Origin of the sequence: Varibaculum timonense (assembly GCF_027694345.1) — a bacterium.
GTDB lineage: Bacteria > Actinomycetota > Actinomycetes > Actinomycetales > Actinomycetaceae > Varibaculum > Varibaculum timonense_A.
Window position 1 is genome coordinate 291,695 of record NZ_JAQEVU010000001.1, and the last position, 17,732, is coordinate 309,426.

Here is a 17,732-nt window from a genome sequence, read left to right on the forward strand (position 1 = left end):
CAATCGGAGGAAAACAGTGGTCACTAATGAAATCCCTGATAGTAGTAACGCTAATTCAGGTGCTTCCACTGCGCAGCTGCAACGGAAATTAAAAGCGCGGCATCTAAATATGATTGCCATCGGCGGCGCCATCGGTACCGGGCTATTTGTAGCTTCCGGAGGAACCATTACCGGGGCAGGACCTGGGGGTGCATTAGTTGCCTATGGGGCAATTGGGGTAATGGTTTTCTTCTTGATGCAATCGCTCGGGGAAATGGCTACCTATTGTCCCACTTCAGGCGCTTTCGAGGTTTTCGCTACCCGTTATGTCTCCAAGTCTTTTGGTTTTGCCCAGGGGTGGAACTATTGGTATAACTGGGCGATTACTGTAGCTGCCGAGTTGGTAGCAGCGACTATCGTCATGCAGTACTGGTTTCCGGAATCAGTGGTGCCTGCTTGGGTGTGGTCATTAGTATTCTTACTTATTTTGTTTGTGCTCAATGCCTTTACCGTGCGGGGATTTGGGGAATCAGAGTTCTGGTTTGCCTCTATCAAAGTAGTAACGGTGATTGTATTTTTGGCTCTAGGTCTCTTGATGGTTTTGGGTATTCTCGGTGGTAAATCCCCTGGATTAACTAACTTTACGACCGGGGATGCTCCTTTCGTCCACGGTTTTTGGGGAATCATGGGGGTGTTCATGATTGCCGGTTTCTCTTTCCAAGGCACCGAAATGATTGGGATTGCTGCGGGTGAAACTGAAGATCCGGAAAAGAATGTTCCCCGGGCAACTCGCGCAGTGTTCATGCGGATTTTATTGTTCTATATCGGAGCCATCGCGGTGATTGCTTTTCTGATTCCCTACACCGATCCCGCCCTCTTGCAGGGAGCCAACGCCGATTCTGACACAGCCCAAGGCTTTACCGAGGCGGTAACGAAGTCTCCATTTACGTTACTGTTTGAACGTGCGGGAATAGCAATTGCAGCGGGGGTTATGAATGCGGTAATCCTGACTTCAATTCTTTCTGCCGGTAACTCTGGGATGTATGTCGCTACGCGGATGCTCTATTCTTTGGCTAAAGAAAAGAAAGCACCGGCGATTTTTGCTCGGCTAACGGGGCATGGGGTGCCGATCATGGCTTTGATCGCAACCACCTTGGTGGGGGCACTTTGTTTTGCAACTTCGAGGGTGGGCACTGGTCAGGTATATGTTTGGCTGGTTAATGCTTCCGGATTGGCTGGGTTTATCACTTGGATGGGGATTGCTTGGTCTCATTATTGTTTCCGGCGTGCCTATAAAGCTCAAGGTAAGGACGTGGCAGATTTGCCCTATAAGGCGCTTTTCTATCCGGCAGGTCCGATTATCGCTTTGATTATGTGTGCGGTGGTAGTAGTAGGGCAATCCTTAGATGTGATTACCGGCGAGTTCTCGATTATGAACTTCCTGGCTATCTATATTGGCTTGCTTTTCTTCTTGGCTCTGTGGGGCGGTCACAAGTTAGTTACCCGTTCCCGGGCGGTTAATCCCCGTGAGGCTGATTTGTCCCGTCATGTCTAGTTCGCGAGATTTAGATTTTTGGCTATTTAAAGGACGTTTATGGATTTTATCTGGCAGGTAAACGTTTCATAATCCGGTTTAGGAAGTAAATGCGGCATTATGCAAATCTGTCTTAAGGAATCCTTGAAAATTTATTAAAAATAATTGAAGTGCTATATTGAGCTGTAATCGTGAGAGCGATTTTCGCTGATTAGTCAGCTTAAAAAATGCAAACAACACTCTTGGAGGCAATAGTGAAACGACGGGGCGCATTAGCCCTTGCTTCTGCTGTTACTCTTTCCCTGGCTCTGGCCGGTTGTGGAAGCAGCAACGGCGGCTCAGCCGCAAAAGCAGATGACAAAGGAATTATCACTGTAAACACTGTAGAACCTCAGAACCCTCTGATTCCTACCTCAACCAATGAGACCGGTGGCGGTCGCGTCCTTGACGCTCTTTTCTCTGGACTGGTTTACTACGAGCCCAAGACCGGAGAAGCAAAGAATGAACTCGCCGAATCGGTTGAGTCGAGCGATCAGGTAGTTTGGACCGTTAAGCTAAAGAAAGATGCCAAGTTCTCTGATGGTTCCCCGATTAAGGCTGACAACTACATCAAAGCTTGGAACTATGGAGCCAACCCCAAGAACGCTCAGTTGGCCTCTTCTTTCTTCGAGGTCATTAAAGGCTTTACTGCCGGTCCTACAAAAGCAGGTGCGCAGGCACCCGATGTACCGGAGCTGTCGGGGCTAAAGAAGATTGATGACTATACTTTCCAAATTACTTTGAACCAGCCGACTTCTGACTTTGCGCTGCGCCTGGGATACTCCGCTTATGCGCCTCTTCCTGATGTGGCGTTCAAGGATATGAAAGCGTTCGGAGATAACCCAACCGTTACTTCCGGTCCTTACACCCTTAAAGATAAAGGCTGGAAGCACAAGGAATCCATCGAACTGGTAAAGAACGAAAACTATTCTGGTCCGCGCCAGGCAAAGAATGGCGGGCTTACTTTCAAGATTTATCTGAAGTCTGATGCTGCCTATGCCGATGTGCAATCTGGTCAGCTGGACGTGCTTGATGATTTACCTGCCGCTGCCTTCAGCACTTTCAAATCTGATTTCCCGGAATCTAACGCTAATCAGCCAGTAGCTATTTTCCAGTCTTTCACCATTCCCGATCGGATAAAGCACTTCGGAATGGACGAGGAAGGTCGTCTGCGTCGTCAAGCTATCGCTTACGCAATCGATCGCGAGACTATCTGCAAGACCATCTTCCAAGACACCAGGGTACCGGCCAAAGACTTCACCTCTCCGTCTATGCCTAACTATGAAAAGGTAATGAAACAGACCAAGGGAGGCGAAGTCCTAAAGTTCGATAAAGCCAAGGCAAAAGAACTGTGGGCAAAAGCCGATGCCATCTCTAAGTATGACGACACCTTTACCATTGGTTACAACTCCGATTCTTCCCACAAAGATTGGGTAGACGCAGTCGCTAACCAGCTAAAGAATAACCTGGGCATTAAAGCCGAAGGGGAAGCGTTCCCTGATTTCAAAGGCTTGCGCGATGCCATCACCAAGCAAACCATTAAAGGTGCATTCCGTTCTGGTTGGCAGGCAGATTACCCCGGTATGAGTAACTTCTTGGAACCGCTCTACTCCAAGAACGGAAACTCTAACGACGGTAAATACAATAACGAGCAGTTCAACAAACTGATGATTGATATTGCGAAACTTCCGGTGGGAGATGAGCAAGACATGAAGTTTGCTGAAGCTCAAAGTATTTTGTTTACCGATCTCCCGGCTATCCCGCTGTGGAACTCCAACGTAGTAGGGGTGTGGAACAAAGACAACGTTTCCAATGTTGCCTTCAACTGGAAGAGTGAGCCGGTTTACTACGAGATTACCAAGAACGCTAAGTAGTCTTTAGTTCTAGTCGAACTGGCTACTGTAGCAGCAAATAATCCTCTGGGGGCGGTGATTTCTTATCGCCGCCCCCAGATTTATTTTTTCCTCAATCAAATATCACGATAGAGTAAAAGGCAGCTTATTGATAAGGAGATACCTATGCTCAGATACATAGGGCGTCGTCTACTTCAGATGATCCCGGTATTCTTTGGGGCAACGTTCCTGATATTCGCCATGGTCTATGCCATGCCGGGCGATCCGGTACAGGCATTAGGCGGCGACAAAGGACTTCCCCCCTCGGTCGCTGCCCAGATTAGGGCAGAGTACAACCTGGATAAGCCGCTTTGGATGCAGTATTTGCTCTATCTAAAGGGGATATTGACTTTAGACTTTGGAAAGACATTCTCCGGGCTGGAAGTAATAGACGTGATGGCTGGCGCTTTCCCGGTAACGATTCAGTTAGCTTTCATGGCTATCTTCTTTGAAGCAGTTATCGGTATCGTGTTCGGTTTTCTCGCCGGTCGCAAAAAAGGAAAACTCTTTGATTCTACCGTGCTAGTGCTTTCTCTGGTAGTAATTGCTGTTCCCACCTTTGTTATCGGTTTTCTGTTTCAATTCCTCTTTGGGGTAAAACTGGGTTGGCTACCCACCACAGTGGGCAGTAACGTTAGTTTCCAGTCTTTATTGATGCCCGCGATAGTGCTGGGCGCGGTTTCTTGTGCCTACGTTATTCGCTTAACGCGTCAAGAAGTATCCGAAAACCTCACGGCGGATTATGTTCGTACTGCTCGAGCTAAAGGTATTCCCGAAAGCCGGGTTATGACCCATCACGTGCTGCGCAACTCCCTGATTCCGGTAGCCACTTTCCTAGGTGGAGACCTGGGGTCTCTGATGACCGGAGCAATCGTCACCGAGGGTATTTTCGCTATTAACGGAGTAGGGGGCACCCTTTACCAAGCTATTTTACGTGGTGAAGCTGCTACCGTAGTTTCTATTACCACCGTTCTGGTTCTGGTCTATATTGTGGCTAATCTGCTCGTAGACCTGTTATATGCTGTACTAGATCCGAGGATTCGCTATGAGTAACCAAAAACTTCCCGGACAAGAACATTACGTAAATAAAGTTGATGAAACCGGTCTGGGCGCTGTAGATGCAGTAGCTGATGAATCAGCTCCCTCCTCGGTATGGGGAGAAGCCTGGAAACAGCTGCGAAAGCGACCACTATTTTGGGTTGCAGCTACCATCATCGTGATTGCGGTGCTAATGGCACTTGTACCCCAGCTATTCACCTCTCAAGATCCCGCGTATTGCACCTTAGAGAATTCCATTAAAGGGCCGACCAAGGGGCATATTTTCGGGTTTGATAAGCAAGGCTGCGACCTTTATTCCCGGATTATTTACGGTGCACGTGCTTCAATCGCGGTTGGGATTTTCTCTACCCTGACTGCTACGGTAATCGGGGTAATATTTGGGTCACTGGCCGGGTATTTCGGCGGTATTCTAGATGCCATCCTCTCCCGAATTGTAGATATCTTCTTTGCTATCCCCATGGTTTTAGCTGCCATCGTGATTATGCAGATGTTCAAGGAACATCGTTCCATCTGGATGGTAGTGATTGTTTTAGGAATCTTCGGGTGGACACAAATTGCACGTATTAGTCGCGGAGCGGTGTTGTCTATCAAGAATGAAGAATACGTAACCGCGGCTCGTACTCTAGGGGTTTCGGATATAAAGATTCTGCTTCGGCATATTTTGCCTAATGCGGCGGCACCGGTGATTGTTTACGCTACCGTGGCGCTGGGCACCTTTATCGTGGCGGAAGCAACGCTATCCTTTATGGGGATTGGTCTACCGTCCTCCATCGTTTCTTGGGGCGGAGATATTTCGACTGCTCAGGCGCAACTGCGGGTAGCTCCGATGGTGCTGTTCTTACCATCGATTGCCCTGGCAATGACGGTTTTGAGCTTCATTATGATGGGCGACGTGGTACGCGACGCGCTCGATCCGAACCAGAGGAAACAATAATATGACCGAGCCAAAGATTGATACTATGCCTAAAGACGCGGGTGATGAAATGTATAGGAATACTGCCGCTGCGCCCTCACCCCTGTTGGAAGTAAAAGATTTAGAGGTTACTTTCCGTTCCACTACCGGGGTAGTCCCGGCGGTGCGCAAAGCAAATTTGACGCTTTACCGGGGACAAACCGTTGCGATTGTAGGCGAATCAGGGTCAGGGAAATCAACCCTAGCGGCTGCCATTATTGGACTGCTACCGGGGACGGGGAGAGTCTCTGGCGGTTCCATAAAGTTTGATGGGCGGGAGCTAACTACCCTGACTGCCAAGGAAATGCAGCAGGTACGCGGGGCTCAAATTGGAATGGTTCCGCAAGACCCGATGTCAAACCTTAACCCGGTTTGGAAAATAGGCTCTCAAGTTGAAGAAGCTCTAAAGTTTAACGAGGCTACTAAAGATAAAGATATTCATGAACAGGCGATGCAGGCATTAAAAGATGCCGGGCTCCCAGATGCTGAGGCTCGTTCAAAGCAATATCCTCACGAGTTTTCGGGTGGTATGCGTCAGCGAGCCTTAATCGCGATTGGTTTGGCAGCTGCCCCCCAACTGTTGATTGCCGATGAGCCTACCAGTGCGCTGGACGTAACCGTGCAACGGAAAATCCTCGATCACCTGGAAAAGGAAATCAAACAACTCGGTACGGCGCTCCTCTTTATTACCCACGATTTGGGACTGGCGGCAGAACGGGCCTCTCACCTGGTAGTAATGCACCGTGGACGGGTAGTTGAATCTGGACCTGCTCGCGATATTCTAAACGATCCGCGGCATCCTTATACTCGCCGCCTGGTTGATGCTGCGCCCTCGCTAGCTTCAAAGCGAATCGAGATTGACTATTCCCCCGAAGAGGGCGAGGCTCAAGCCGGAACTATTGACTCGCGTACCAGCGCGGATGTTACAGTTGCGGTAGCGGCTAAAAAAGGCTCAGACCAGGTGGTTATGGGAACCAATGTGCGCGGAGAACCCCTAGCTAAACATTTAGGCGACGAAGTTATACGGGTAGATCATCTAGTTAAAGAGTTCGAGATTCGCGGTCAGAAAGGCAAGAAAAAGAACTTTCGCGCTGTCGATGATGTTTCTTTCAAAGTTAGACGTGGCTCTACCTTAGCCTTGGTGGGAGAATCCGGTTCGGGTAAATCCACTGTTGCCAACATGATTTTGAATCTGCTTGACCCTACTAGCGGTAAAGTCTTTTATGAAGGCATCGACCTTTCAACTTTGAACAAAAAGCAGCTTTTCGCGCTATGTCGCAAAATGCAAGTAGTTTTCCAAAATCCCTACGGCTCTTTAGACCCCATGTTTTCGGTTTACCGTTGCATTGAGGAACCCTTGAGGATTCACAAAATTGGTAACCGCAAATCTCGGGAAGAACGAGTAGCAAAACTACTTGATATGGTAGCGTTGCCGCGCAGCGCTATGCGGCGCTTCCCGAATGAACTTTCGGGGGGACAACGGCAAAGGGTAGCGATTGCTCGCGCTCTGGCGCTGCGCCCAGAACTGGTGGTACTAGACGAGGCAGTATCGGCTTTGGACGTTCTGGTTCAAGACCAAATCTTGCATTTGCTAAATGAGCTGCAAGGCAGACTGGGGCTGACCTATCTGTTCATTACCCACGACCTGGCAGTAGTTCGTGAAAACGCTGATGATATCGCGGTAATGGAGCATGGCAAGCTGGTCGAATATGGCAGTGCGGACGAGATTTTTGCGAATCCCAAAATGGATTACACCCGCGAACTTATCGAGGCGGTACCTGGCGGGGATTTACTCAAGGCTCGTACCGGTTATCAGGTGGGCTAACTGGGGATATTTTTCCGATTGGCGCGTAAAATAATCTTTTACCCACCCGCCAGGCTTTGGTAAACCTCTAGTCTATTTGGGGACTATTTCCACTCTCGTGTTGCCTACTGAGATAAAAAGGTAGCTACGCCAGCTAGGATTAGCCTATTTGCTAAACTCTAGTTGGTTTGTTTATCCCCAGGATAGGAAGATTTCAAATGAAGCTAAAGAAAACGCTGCTTGCCATCACCTTGCTAGCTTTGGTCTGTGGTCTAGCCGCTTGCTCCGGAAACGGTAAAGCGTCCTCGCAAACTAAGGCTAAGGGCGAGGAGTTTACCGTTGGTTTTGACGCAAACTTTCCTCCCTATGGCTATAAAGAGGGCGGGGAATACGTGGGCTTCGATTTGGATTTAGCCGCCGAGGTCGCAAAACGTAACGGCTGGAAACTGCAAAAACGTCCTATTGATTGGGACTCCAAAGATATGGAACTTAAATCCGGCACTATCGATTGCATCTGGAATGGGTTTACCATGAACGGGCGCGAGGATAACTATACGTTTTCCAAGCCGTATGTAGATAACTCGATAGTATTCGTGACCAAAACCGATTCGGCTATTAAAACGACAGCCGATTTGAAAGGTAAAACTGTTTTAGTCCAGGCAGATTCTTCCGGTCTAACCGCTTTGCAAGATGAGAAGAATAAGGATTTGGTAGCTAGTTTCAAAGAAATGACCCAAGTTCCCGACTATAACAATGCTTTTATGACCCTCCAGGCAGGGGCAGCAGATGCGGTTGCAGTCGATATTGGGGTGGCGCAGTACCAATTGGAACAGCGCGGAAAGGATAAGTTCCAGATTATGAATCCGCCTTTCCACACCGAGCAGTATGCGATTGGTTTTAAGCAAGGTAACCAGGCGCTACGCGATCAGGTACAAACGACCTTGGACGAAATGAAGAAAGATGGCACTTTCTTGAACATTGCGAAAAAGTACCAGCTGGAAAAGTCGGTAATCGCTGATTAATTTTAAGGGGGCTTAGCGTCGCGTTGTTTAGACGCCGCAAAAGCTGTGATTATTCAAGGTCTGCCTTATAGGTTCTTCAAAAGCGCGAACGCTAGCTAGGGGAGTTATATGGATTTGTCGTTTTTACCGGAACTTGCCGGTGGTATGGTACAAACTTTCATCATTTTCGCACTCACCCTGTTACTCTCCCTACCTTTAGGTTTGGCGGTCTATGGCGGCAGAGTCAGCCGGTTTAAGCCTCTGGCTTGGTTTATCCAGTTCTATATCTCGGTGATGCGCGGCACCCCCTTAATGCTGCAGCTATTGGTGGTCTATTTTGGTCCTTTTTTCCTATTTGGGGTGCAAATCGGTTCTACTTATCGCTTTAGTGCGGTGATTATTGCGTTTGCGATTAACTATGCGGCATATTTTGCGGAAATCTATCGGGGAGGTTTTCAAGCAATTCCGCTGGGTCAATCTGAGGCTGCTTTTGTCCTGGGGTATTCTCCGGCGCGCACTTTCTTGACTATCAAATTGCCGCAAATGTTCCGCACGGTCTTACCTTCGATTACTAACGAGGTAATCACCCTGGTAAAAGATACGTCGCTCGCTTTTGCGATTGCCTACGCGGAGATGTTTACAATTGCGAAACAGCAGGCTGCAGCCAGCGCTTCGATGCTTCCCTTTGTGGCGGCCGGTATTTTCTACTGGGTGTTTAACCTGGTGGTAGCGGTAGTGATGGAGCGGATTGAGAAACGTGTGGGTAGTTATCAGATTAGGTGAGTGATATGGAAGCGCTAAGCATTAAAGGAATGGAAAAGAGTTTTGGGACTAATCAGGTTCTAAAAGGCGTGTCCTTGAGCGTAGATACCGGTGAAGTTTTGGCGATTCTAGGTCCTTCAGGTTCTGGAAAATCTACGCTTTTGCGCTGCTGTACTTTCCTAGAACAAATGGACAGCGGAGAGATTCGTTACTTTGGGAAACAGGCCTTAAAGAAAGAGGACGGAGTTAAGGTTTCTAGCGCCGACGAACGGGAGTTTCGCCGCGATTTTGGGCTAGTGTTCCAAGACTTTAATCTGTTTCCTCATTGGACAGTGCTCAGAAATCTTACTGACGCTCCGATAAAGGTACAAAAACGCGACCCGGTTAAGGTCAATGCACAGGCTAAACAGCTACTAGAACGCATGAACCTGGCGGATAAGGCACTAGCTTATCCCGGTGAGTTATCTGGAGGGCAGCAGCAAAGGGTGGCAATCGCCCGGGCGCTGGCTCTAAAACCAAAGATGCTCTATTTTGATGAACCTACTTCGGCTTTAGATCCGGAACTAACTGGGGAAATCCTACAGATTATTCGCTCTTTGGCAGCAGAAGAGATGACGATGGTAATTGTGACCCACGAAATGGAGTTTGCCGCCGAGGTCGCTGATCGCGCCCTCTTTATTGATAACGGAGTGGTACTGGAATCCGGAGACGCTAAACAGTTAATCCATAATCCTTCCCAGGAGCGTACCCGCCAGTTCCTCAATAAACTACGGGGGCAAAACTAACAGCTTAAAAGCTGCTAGTTTTGCCGTTTACCGCTTTAGCCTGCTTGCACTCGCGTCATCCAGGCTTCAACATCTTCGATAGTGCGGGGAATATCTTCCGACAAGCGGCGTACGCTGCCGTCCTTTTCTACCAGCACATCGTCCTCAATCCTGACCCCGATACCTCGCAGTTCCTCAGGTAGAAGCTCATCATCCTGATGAAAATAGAGTCCCGGTTCGATGGTAAAACACATTCCTGGCTCTAAGAGAGCCTCCATATACATATCTCGAGCCGCCTGCGCACAGTCATGGACATCTAAACCTAAATGGTGAGAAACCCCGTGTGGCATCCAGCGGCGGTATTCCCCGCCGTCCTCAGATAAGGTTTGTTCCGCCGAAACCGGCAGCAGCCCCCAGGAATCCAAATGTTTAACCAAAGTAGCTACCGCTGCATCATGTACATCTTTAAAGCGGCACCCCGGTTTATTAGCTTGCGCTAGACCAGCTTCACAGGCATCAAGTACCGCGTTATAGACCTTGGCCTGTACCGGGGTGAACTTGCCATTTACCGGCAGAGTGCGGGTAATATCCGCAGTATAGAGCGAGTCGGCTTCCACTCCGGCATCAATAAGAATCAAATCGCCCTCGCGAACCTGACCATCGTTATCAATCCAATGCAAGGTATTAGCATGATTTCCTGAAGCAGCAATAGTGTCGTAACCTAGACCGTTGCCTTCTTCGCGCGCCCTAGCCCCAAACGCCCCCTCAATAACGCGTTCCCCGCGTCGGTGGCCGGTGGCTCGAGGTAGAGCGCGAATCATGTCTTCAAACCCGCGCTTAGTGATAGTTACGGCCCGCTGAAGTTCCTTTATCTCGGCGTCATCTTTTTGTAACCGTAAGACTGACGCGGCTTCTTCTAATTTCTCGTCAATAGCTTTGGCGTCCTCGCCGGCAGGTAACCCCGCTTCTTGGCGCACTTTTTCTACCGCCGCTTGCACGGAAGTATCAACATTTCTAATTACTCGCAGCTGCACTAGACCAGCATCTTTAGCTAATTGATCGGGCAGAGTATCTAGAGGACGCGCCTGCAGCCCGGTGACCGCCTCCATTTGGGTAAGGGTCATTCGCGGCCCCACCCAAAACTCACCATAGGTGGAATCGGCATAGAATTCTTCGCTGCTGCGCGCAGCTTGGGGGCGGAAAAATATGATGCCCCGGTGGGTAGCTGCGCCCGCATTGTCGGGGGCATTCTCTAAGGGCGTACCCTCTTTATCGGTTAGGGGTTCCAAAACCAGGGCGGCATCAGGCTGTAGTTCCCCGCCTAGCCCGGTCAGGTGCGCAAATGCCGAGTGAGCTCGGAAACGGTAATCGCAATCATTAGAACGAACCTTGTAATTTCCGGCAGGAATCACTAGGCGTTCCCCGCGGAAGTCGGCTCCCAGTTTTTGGTAACGCTGAGGTAAATAGTCTTTTGCGGGGCTAGGGGTAGGGGGAGGATCTTTGCGTTCCCCCCAGCCGCTGCCAATAAACTCTCGAAACGCCGGACTGTTAATTCGCCTAGAGCGGTTATTTACCCGGTCTTTTAAGGGCTGAGTTTCCTGTGCCTTCACATTTTTATCCATGCTTCCATCATGCCACGGGTATCCTATTATGGTTCTATGTCCTTTAGGCGTATCGACCTTCATGTTCATTCTTCCTGTTCAGATGGGACAGATTCTCCTGCTCAAGTGATGCGTCTTGCCGCTAAAGCCGGATTGGATGCGATAGCGCTAACCGATCATGACACTTTCAAAGGAATAAAACCAGCCAGTGAACTGGTTACCGAATGCGGGGTTGCTCTGATGCCAGGGGTAGAGATTTCCACTGCCTACCAGGGGATAACTGCGCATCTGCTAGCCTATCTTCCCGACCCGAACAGCAAAGTTTTATCTACTCAATTTGAAAAAACGCTATTTGCCCGCCAGCAGCGAATGCGGGAAATGGTGCAGCGCTTATCCCGCGATTTCGATATTTCTTATGCACAAGTCCTCCAGCAAGCTGGTTCCAGCCCGATTGGTCGTCCTCATCTGGCTGACGCGCTAGTAAAGGGCGGGTATTTTCCGAACCGTAGCGCTGCCTTCGAGCAGGTGCTGGCTACTTCCAGTAAATACTATGTGCACTACCAGGCTTTAGATACTGTTGCTGCGGTGCGCCTGGTTAGGGAAGCGAAAGGGGTTGCGGTGTTGGCTCATCCTAGAGCTGCTAAAAGGCAGCGCCGCTTCCTATCAATAGCGACTATTGGGGAACTGAAAGAAGTTGGATTGTTTGGCCTTGAAGCATTTCACCCGGAACAAAATCCGCAAGAACAGGCGCAAATAAGGGAAATAGGCAGAAAACTCGGGCTCAAACTAACTGGTTCTTCAGATTTTCACGGTTACGGTAAGGCAAATAGCTTAGGTCAGTGTCTAACTGACCCCGAGGTGTTTAGCGAGATATGCGCCCTCGGCGGGGGAGAAATTGTGCGTCCTTAAACGTGAGCGCTTTATCTTTATGGCTATCTTTGGGGATTAGCTCTCGGTTTATTGCTAGGGCGCGCCCTAAGACTAGAGTAGAAGCTATGACTGTAACCTTTCGAGATTTTCGTCCTCTCCAGATTGCGCCGGTTTCCCTCACTAAGATTGTGGAGGGTTTTGCCTCCCATATCGAGCCAGCCTGGGAGCATCTTCAGGTGCGCGGGGTTTCGATGGCTTCTGATGAGATTTTAGCGGGGGAAGCATTTATTGCCTTGAAAGGAGTGAATGTTCATGCCGCAAAGTTTTCTGCTGAGGTCGAACAGCTCGGGGCAGTAGCGATAATTACCGATACAGAGGGCGCAGATTTGGCTCGTTCCCAAGAGGTGAAAATACCGGTGGTAGAGGTAGAAAATCCCCGCGCTGCTGCTTCGGTGATGGCGATTAGAGCTTTCGATAATCCAGCAGGGAAAATGAAAACTGTGGCGGTTACCGGTACTAATGGGAAAACTACCACCTGTTTTGCGGTTAAAGCTGCTTTTGAAGCTGCCGGTTTGCCCACCATGATTCTTTCAACTGCCGAAACCCGGGTGGGTGATTTGCGGATTCAGTCCGCGCGCACCACTTTTGAAGGGCCAATGTTGCAGCGAATCCTAGCCTATGGAGTGGAGCAGGGTATGAAAGCCGCGGTAGTGGAGGTTTCGGCACATGCCCTCGCCCTAGGCAGGATTTCGGGTATGAAATTTGATGCCACTGCTTTTACTAATCTGCAACATGATCATCTGGACTATTTTCATACTATGGAGAATTATCTGGCTGCCAAAGCCCGGTTATGCTCCAAAGAGTTTACTGACTACGCGGTTATTTGCGTTGATGACCAGTGGGGCGAGAAACTAGCTGAAAGTTCTAACACTAACCGACTTACGATATCGGCCTATAATCCTGCTAGTAAAGCAGACTGGGTGGTTACCAGCATTGTTAATAATGTCGCCCATGCGGCTTGCGATTTTACTTTGTCGGAAAAAAATGATGCCCGGGCGGGGCGAAGCGAAGAGATAAGGGTAGCCTTGCCGGGGGAAGTAAATGTTCAAGATGCGGCGATAGCTTATTTGATGGTTACCGGAATTGGGATTAGCTCCCAGGCAGCGAAAGCAGGGCTGGCTAAACTGGCAGTTCCGGGGCGTTTAGAAATCGTAGGGCGACGGGGTGAGGGAACCCCCTTGGTAGTAAATGATTATGCCCATACTGCCGAGGCCCTAGCGTCTATTTTGAAAACTATGCGCGAGTTTACTCCCGGAAAACTGCATTTGGTGTTCGGTACCGATGGGGATAGGGACGCCACTAAACGGGTGCCGCTAGCAAGAATGGCTGCTAAATATGCGGATTTGTTGTGGGTGACCGATGAAAATCCGCGTACCGAAGATGCGCAGTCGATTCGTAATCAGCTACTCGCTGGGATTAAAGAAGAACGTCCCGAAATGGAAGATGTTTGCGAAATTACTACCTGTCGGCGCGACGCTGTTCGTAAAGCGATTTTAGCGGCTGCTAAGGACGACACGGTAATAATCACCGGTAAGGGCGCGGAGCCCTATCAAGAAATTGAAGGGGTTTTCCACGCCTTTAATGACACCCCGGTGGCTCAGGATTGCCTGGTAGCCTATCGTAATCGCGCCCATATTGAGGCTTAATCCGAGTTATTGAGTTTCCCCTGTGGGGGGCGGGGTAGATTTAATAAAAAATCCTGCAGCCGGGAGGTTGCAGGATTTTCTTTAGTAGCGGGGGCTGGATTTGAACCAACGACCTCCGGGTTATGAGCCCGGCGAGCTACCGAACTGCTCCACCCCGCGTCGGCTTGTCTATGTTAAGCAGGAGCGAGGGGTAAACGCAAAAAAATTCGCTGTCGAAGAGGTCACGTTTCCAGAAATGTGATTATCTATTGAGGTGAAAGCGGTAAGGGTCTTACTTAAGTACAACTAGAGGGAGCGTAGTACGGTAACTACTTTTCCTAAGATAGTTGCGTTGTCCCCGTTAATCGGTTCAAAAGCGGGATTGTGGGGCAGTAGCCAGATGTGTCCGTCCCGGCGCGCAAGGGTCTTCACTGTGGCTTCTCCATCAATCATGGCAGCTACGATTTCCCCCCATTCGGCAACATTTTGGCGGCGTACCACCACACAGTCGCCATCACAGATGGCTGCCTCAATCATCGATTCGCCATGTACTTTTAACATAAACAGCTCACCCTCACCGGTGAGACGAGTGGGGAGGGTAAATACGTCCTCGACGTGTTGCTCGGCATCGATTGGGACACCGGCAGCTATTTGACCTACCAGGGGGATAGCGTGATGGTTAAGCGGGACTATGTTGTCATGGTCGTTGGGGGAAGAGGTAGGTGGGTTTGAACTGACAGGCAGTGAAGTGAACTGGGGATTAATTTCAAGAGCTCGACTGCGTCCATCGGCTCGAACTAAGAAACCTTGACTTACCAGACTGTCTAAGTGGTGTTTGACTGTAGAGGAAGATGATAGCCCTACCTCGGCGGCTATTTCCCGAACTGATGGAGGGTATCCATGGACGCGGATTCCAGTGCAAACTGCCTCAAAAATGGCGCGCGGACGCGGACGTAAATCCGCAAGGTCAAGGTGCTGACTTTGTGGTTTTGCCATAGTTTCCTCCTGATTGTTATCCCCATGATAAGAAATTGTGACCCAATATGCAAACATTTGTTCGATAAATAAATGGTTTTGGCTTGATTTTACTCACCCTTAGCGCTATTCTATCAAACAGATGTTCGACGAACGTTTGTTCGAGAAAGGGGTAGTTATGTCTGCGCAACTTTCATTTGATTTGGAAGAACTGACCCATCAGCGGGTAGTGGGTTTAGGGGACTACCAGATGGCAAAGCGTCAGATTGCTACCGTAAAACGTCCTCGTCTGCAATTGGTGGATGCCACCTATATTGAACGTGCACGGGCAAAGTCTCGTCATCCTGCGGGGTCGAAACTGCCCTGCCCGAAAGCCGTCGGTAGGGAGAACCGTACGGATGGGGCAGGGGCAGCTTTCGACTCACTTCCAGCTTGGGTTCGCCGCGGTGATAGCGCTTCTTCTTTATGTTCGAGTTCTTCGGCGAAAGTTTCCTCAGCTAGCAACTTTAAGTCTCCGGTTGTGGTCGATAGCTCGGTCGATACGCCGCTATCCTCCACCGTGAAGAATCACCAAGACAACTTGAGGGGTGACGTGCCGGGCATTCTATCGGCAGCTGGGCAACTAACGGCGCGCCCTACAAAACTGTCCTCCAGGGAAAGGGGGACTAATAATCCAATAAAACGGATAGCCAAGACGGTTTCATCTGCGATTATTCCTGCTATCAGTCTCAAATTAGCCAAAATTTCGCTGGCTTTAATTTTGGTAGCTGGCGCGTTAATCGCGGGTGGCACGATTGGGACTTACTGGGACTTGGATAGTCCTCTAGACAGTGGTTTTAGTCAGCTATCGGGGGCAGATATACCCCAGGGGGAACACTCCCTGCAAGCTGACTTGCTGTTAGGGCAATAGCCCAGCTGCCTTCAGTTTTATTAGAGTCAGCTTCCGCGTTCTACGTCTAACCCAAGTTTTGTCGTTTTTTGGATATTTCAATTTCTAGAAATGGTTTAGCGGGGTAGCGGTGGTGCAGCCATCTGAAATCTTGCGATAAGCTAGACCTCCAGAGTCTTAAAATATGGGGGAGAAGTTTGCACTGTCCGTTTTGTCATAACGATGATTCGCGAGTGATTGATTCGCGCATGGCTGAAGATGGTAACGCTATCCGTCGCCGCCGAGAATGTACGAAATGCTGCAAGCGTTTTACCACTTTAGAAACTTCCGCCCTCTCGGTCAGTAAACGTTCAGGCACACTCGAACCTTTTTCCCGCCAAAAAGTAATTAGCGGGGTAAAAAAAGCCTGTCAAGGTCGCCCAGTCAGTGACGATAATCTGGCTCATCTCGCGCAACAGGTAGAAGAAGATTTGCGCTCTACCGGAAAATCTCAAATCGACAGTCACTCAATTGGGCGCGCCATTCTCGGACCGCTTAGAGAGTTAGACGTGGTGGCCTATCTGCGGTTCGCTTCGGTATATTCCAGCTTTGATGATTTAGAGGACTTTCAAGCCGCAATTGATGAAATCCGGGCTCGTCAGCAAGAAGCTAACTCACAGACAAAACTCGAAGCGCAATAGTTTCCGGCATTGAACGAATCTCGGCAACTGCCGAAACTGGCAGCTGGGAGGCGATATCAGTCAGGGCATAGCCCACCTGTCCCTCAGTTCCTAGAATCTGCCCATTAATGTTTACGTCTTGATTAGCAAAAACCTGATTTACCCGTCCTAATACGCCGGGGGTATTGGTGTGTAGGAACGCTAGACGGTACAGAGAATCCTTATGGGCATGAAGATTGAGATTAGGTAGATTAACGCTCATCTCGGTAGTACCTAGTCGCCAATAGTCGGCAATTTTATGTGCCACGAACTGACCGATATCGAATTGGGCTTCCAAAGTCGAGCCTCCGATATGCGGAGTCAATATGGTGTTTGGCAAACCTAAAAGCGGAGAGTGGAACTTGTTACCGTTCTTTTCTGGTTCTTCTGGATAAACATCTACCGCGGCTCCGGCAATCTTTCCGCTGCGGATATTATCTGCCAAGGCATCTACATCAACCACATGTCCACGTGACAAGTTGATGAAAATGACCCCCTCTTTCATTTGGTCAAACTGACGCCGACCGATTAAACCCGCATTGGAGCGACGTCCATCAACATGGATAGAAACAAAATCAGCAGTTTTTAACACCTGATCCATTGAAGCTTGAGCACGAGCATTTCCCATAGCTAGACGCTGGGCGCAGTCGTAAAAGACTACGTTCATACCCATCGCCTCTGCCAGGACAGACAGCTGGGTACCGATATTTCCATAACCGATAATCCCCAGGGTCTTCCCGCGTACCTCGTGCGAGCCGGAGGCGCTCTTGTTCCAAATGCCGCGTTGCAAATCTTGGTTTCTGGTTTCAACCTGACGCGCCAAGTTAATGATATGACCGATAGCTAACTCAACCACCGAACGGGTATTTGAATAGGGGGCATTGAAGACGGCTACTCCATGTCGGGTGGCTGCCTTTAAATCAACCTGGTTAGTTCCAATACAAAAACAACCAAGAGCCTTCAGACGAGGACAGTTTTCAATTACTTTGGAACTGACCTGTGTTTTTGAACGAATCCCCACAATATCCGCGTCTTGGAGGCGCTCAATCAGTGCGTCCTCGTCAAGAGAACCCTTGATACGTTCTACGTCAATGTCGTAATTGGAAAAAACTTCATCCGCCATTTCATGCGGATCTTCAAGTAAAACTGTCTTCGTCATACCCCCATCTTTTCAGCGCAGCAGGCAGTTAGCAAAAATGTCCGATTTTCGGTACTTAAATCAGCAATT

Annotated in this window: 15 protein-coding genes and 1 tRNA gene; 12 read left to right on the top strand and 4 right to left on the bottom strand. The window is 49.4% G+C overall.

Annotated elements, in window-relative coordinates; translation table 11 throughout:
* Positions 1 to 16 precede the first annotated feature (16 nt).
* The 8 genes from PG728_RS01275 to PG728_RS01310 all read left to right on the top strand — a co-directional run bounded on the left by PG728_RS01275 (position 17) and on the right by PG728_RS01310 (position 9,807).
* The gene (locus PG728_RS01275) at positions 17 to 1,534 is read left to right on the top strand and encodes an amino acid permease (protein ID WP_456300834.1); all 1,518 of its coding nucleotides are present in this window, start codon (positions 17 to 19) and stop codon (positions 1,532 to 1,534) included.
* Between the two features lie 206 nt (positions 1,535 to 1,740).
* On the top strand, positions 1,741 to 3,426 hold the full coding sequence (locus PG728_RS01280; RefSeq protein WP_072509911.1) for a peptide ABC transporter substrate-binding protein: 1,686 nt from the start codon (positions 1,741 to 1,743) through the stop codon (positions 3,424 to 3,426).
* Between the two features lie 144 nt (positions 3,427 to 3,570).
* Positions 3,571 to 4,497 carry an ABC transporter permease gene (locus PG728_RS01285; protein WP_270625278.1) on the top strand — a complete coding sequence of 309 codons (927 nt, stop codon included), beginning with the start codon at positions 3,571 to 3,573 and terminating at the stop codon, positions 4,495 to 4,497.
* Entirely contained in the window at positions 4,490 to 5,437 is a 948-nt protein-coding gene (locus PG728_RS01290) for an ABC transporter permease (RefSeq protein ID WP_072509909.1), read from the top strand. Before PG728_RS01285 ends, PG728_RS01290 begins: the two co-directional genes overlap by 8 nt.
* Before the next feature lie 25 nt (positions 5,438 to 5,462).
* Positions 5,463 to 7,280: a dipeptide ABC transporter ATP-binding protein gene (locus PG728_RS01295; protein WP_072510744.1), complete on the top strand. Its 1,818-nt coding sequence runs from the start codon at positions 5,463 to 5,465 to the stop codon at positions 7,278 to 7,280.
* A 197-nt stretch (positions 7,281 to 7,477) separates the two neighbouring features.
* Positions 7,478 to 8,281, top strand: coding sequence for an amino acid ABC transporter substrate-binding protein (locus PG728_RS01300; protein WP_270625280.1), 804 nt, complete (start codon positions 7,478 to 7,480; stop codon positions 8,279 to 8,281).
* Between the two features lie 108 nt (positions 8,282 to 8,389).
* Positions 8,390 to 9,043 carry an amino acid ABC transporter permease gene (locus tag PG728_RS01305; protein WP_270625281.1) on the top strand — a complete coding sequence of 218 codons (654 nt, stop codon included), beginning with the start codon at positions 8,390 to 8,392 and terminating at the stop codon, positions 9,041 to 9,043.
* Between the two features lie 5 nt (positions 9,044 to 9,048).
* Complete coding sequence (locus tag PG728_RS01310) at positions 9,049 to 9,807, top strand: amino acid ABC transporter ATP-binding protein (RefSeq protein WP_072509906.1); 759 nt, start codon at positions 9,049 to 9,051, stop codon at positions 9,805 to 9,807.
* Between the two features lie 35 nt (positions 9,808 to 9,842).
* Here PG728_RS01310 and PG728_RS01315 read toward each other — a convergent pair whose 3' ends face one another.
* A complete protein-coding gene (locus tag PG728_RS01315; RefSeq protein WP_270625282.1) occupies positions 9,843 to 11,408 on the bottom strand; it encodes an aminopeptidase P family protein in 1,566 nt (521 codons plus the stop codon).
* Positions 11,409 to 11,417: 9 nt separating this feature from the next.
* Between PG728_RS01315 and PG728_RS01320 the strand changes: the two genes are divergently transcribed.
* Positions 11,418 to 12,296: a PHP domain-containing protein gene (locus PG728_RS01320; RefSeq protein ID WP_270625284.1), complete on the top strand. Its 879-nt coding sequence runs from the start codon at positions 11,418 to 11,420 to the stop codon at positions 12,294 to 12,296.
* An 86-nt stretch (positions 12,297 to 12,382) separates the two neighbouring features.
* Positions 12,383 to 13,963 carry a UDP-N-acetylmuramoyl-L-alanyl-D-glutamate--2,6-diaminopimelate ligase gene (locus tag PG728_RS01325; protein ID WP_270625286.1) on the top strand — a complete coding sequence of 527 codons (1,581 nt, stop codon included), beginning with the start codon at positions 12,383 to 12,385 and terminating at the stop codon, positions 13,961 to 13,963.
* An 85-nt stretch (positions 13,964 to 14,048) separates the two neighbouring features.
* On the opposite strand, the gene PG728_RS01330 is transcribed toward PG728_RS01325, so the two are convergent.
* Together PG728_RS01330 and lexA are read right to left on the bottom strand one after the other, a co-directional pair.
* A tRNA-Met gene (locus PG728_RS01330) sits at positions 14,049 to 14,122 on the bottom strand.
* 126 nt (positions 14,123 to 14,248) lie between these two features.
* A complete protein-coding gene (gene lexA / locus PG728_RS01335; protein WP_072509902.1) occupies positions 14,249 to 14,938 on the bottom strand; it encodes a transcriptional repressor LexA in 690 nt (229 codons plus the stop codon).
* Between the two features lie 157 nt (positions 14,939 to 15,095).
* Here lexA and PG728_RS01340 point away from each other — a divergent pair, with 157 nt between their 5' ends.
* Together PG728_RS01340 and nrdR are read left to right on the top strand one after the other, a co-directional pair.
* A complete protein-coding gene (locus PG728_RS01340; protein WP_270625289.1) occupies positions 15,096 to 15,827 on the top strand; it encodes a hypothetical protein in 732 nt (243 codons plus the stop codon).
* A gap of 176 nt (positions 15,828 to 16,003) precedes the next feature.
* Complete coding sequence (gene nrdR / locus PG728_RS01345) at positions 16,004 to 16,486, top strand: transcriptional regulator NrdR (RefSeq protein WP_072509900.1); 483 nt, start codon at positions 16,004 to 16,006, stop codon at positions 16,484 to 16,486.
* Here nrdR and serA read toward each other — a convergent pair.
* Positions 16,455 to 17,663: a phosphoglycerate dehydrogenase gene (gene serA / locus PG728_RS01350; RefSeq protein ID WP_072509899.1), complete on the bottom strand. Its 1,209-nt coding sequence runs from the start codon at positions 17,661 to 17,663 to the stop codon at positions 16,455 to 16,457. The two genes, nrdR and serA, sit on opposite strands and share 32 nt — an antisense overlap.
* Between the last annotated feature and the right edge of the window lie 69 nt (positions 17,664 to 17,732).

Excerpts from the sequence above, each read along its gene's own strand:
- PG728_RS01295 (WP_072510744.1), top strand. The coding sequence starts at position 5,463 with ATGCCTAAAGACGCGGGTGATGAAATGTATAGGAATACTGCCGCTGCG.
- lexA (WP_072509902.1), bottom strand. The coding sequence starts at position 14,938 with ATGGCAAAACCACAAAGTCAGCACCTTGACCTTGCGGATTTACGTCCG.
- PG728_RS01300 (WP_270625280.1), top strand. The coding sequence starts at position 7,478 with ATGAAGCTAAAGAAAACGCTGCTTGCCATCACCTTGCTAGCTTTGGTC.
- serA (WP_072509899.1), bottom strand. The coding sequence starts at position 17,663 with ATGACGAAGACAGTTTTACTTGAAGATCCGCATGAAATGGCGGATGAA.
- PG728_RS01320 (WP_270625284.1), top strand. The coding sequence starts at position 11,418 with ATGCCACGGGTATCCTATTATGGTTCTATGTCCTTTAGGCGTATCGAC.
- PG728_RS01325 (WP_270625286.1), top strand. The coding sequence starts at position 12,383 with ATGACTGTAACCTTTCGAGATTTTCGTCCTCTCCAGATTGCGCCGGTT.
- PG728_RS01340 (WP_270625289.1), top strand. The coding sequence starts at position 15,096 with ATGTCTGCGCAACTTTCATTTGATTTGGAAGAACTGACCCATCAGCGG.
- PG728_RS01310 (WP_072509906.1), top strand. The coding sequence starts at position 9,049 with ATGGAAGCGCTAAGCATTAAAGGAATGGAAAAGAGTTTTGGGACTAAT.
- PG728_RS01290 (WP_072509909.1), top strand. The coding sequence starts at position 4,490 with ATGAGTAACCAAAAACTTCCCGGACAAGAACATTACGTAAATAAAGTT.
- PG728_RS01305 (WP_270625281.1), top strand. The coding sequence starts at position 8,390 with ATGGATTTGTCGTTTTTACCGGAACTTGCCGGTGGTATGGTACAAACT.
- PG728_RS01280 (WP_072509911.1), top strand. The coding sequence starts at position 1,741 with ATGCAAACAACACTCTTGGAGGCAATAGTGAAACGACGGGGCGCATTA.
- PG728_RS01285 (WP_270625278.1), top strand. The coding sequence starts at position 3,571 with ATGCTCAGATACATAGGGCGTCGTCTACTTCAGATGATCCCGGTATTC.
- PG728_RS01315 (WP_270625282.1), bottom strand. The coding sequence starts at position 11,408 with ATGGATAAAAATGTGAAGGCACAGGAAACTCAGCCCTTAAAAGACCGG.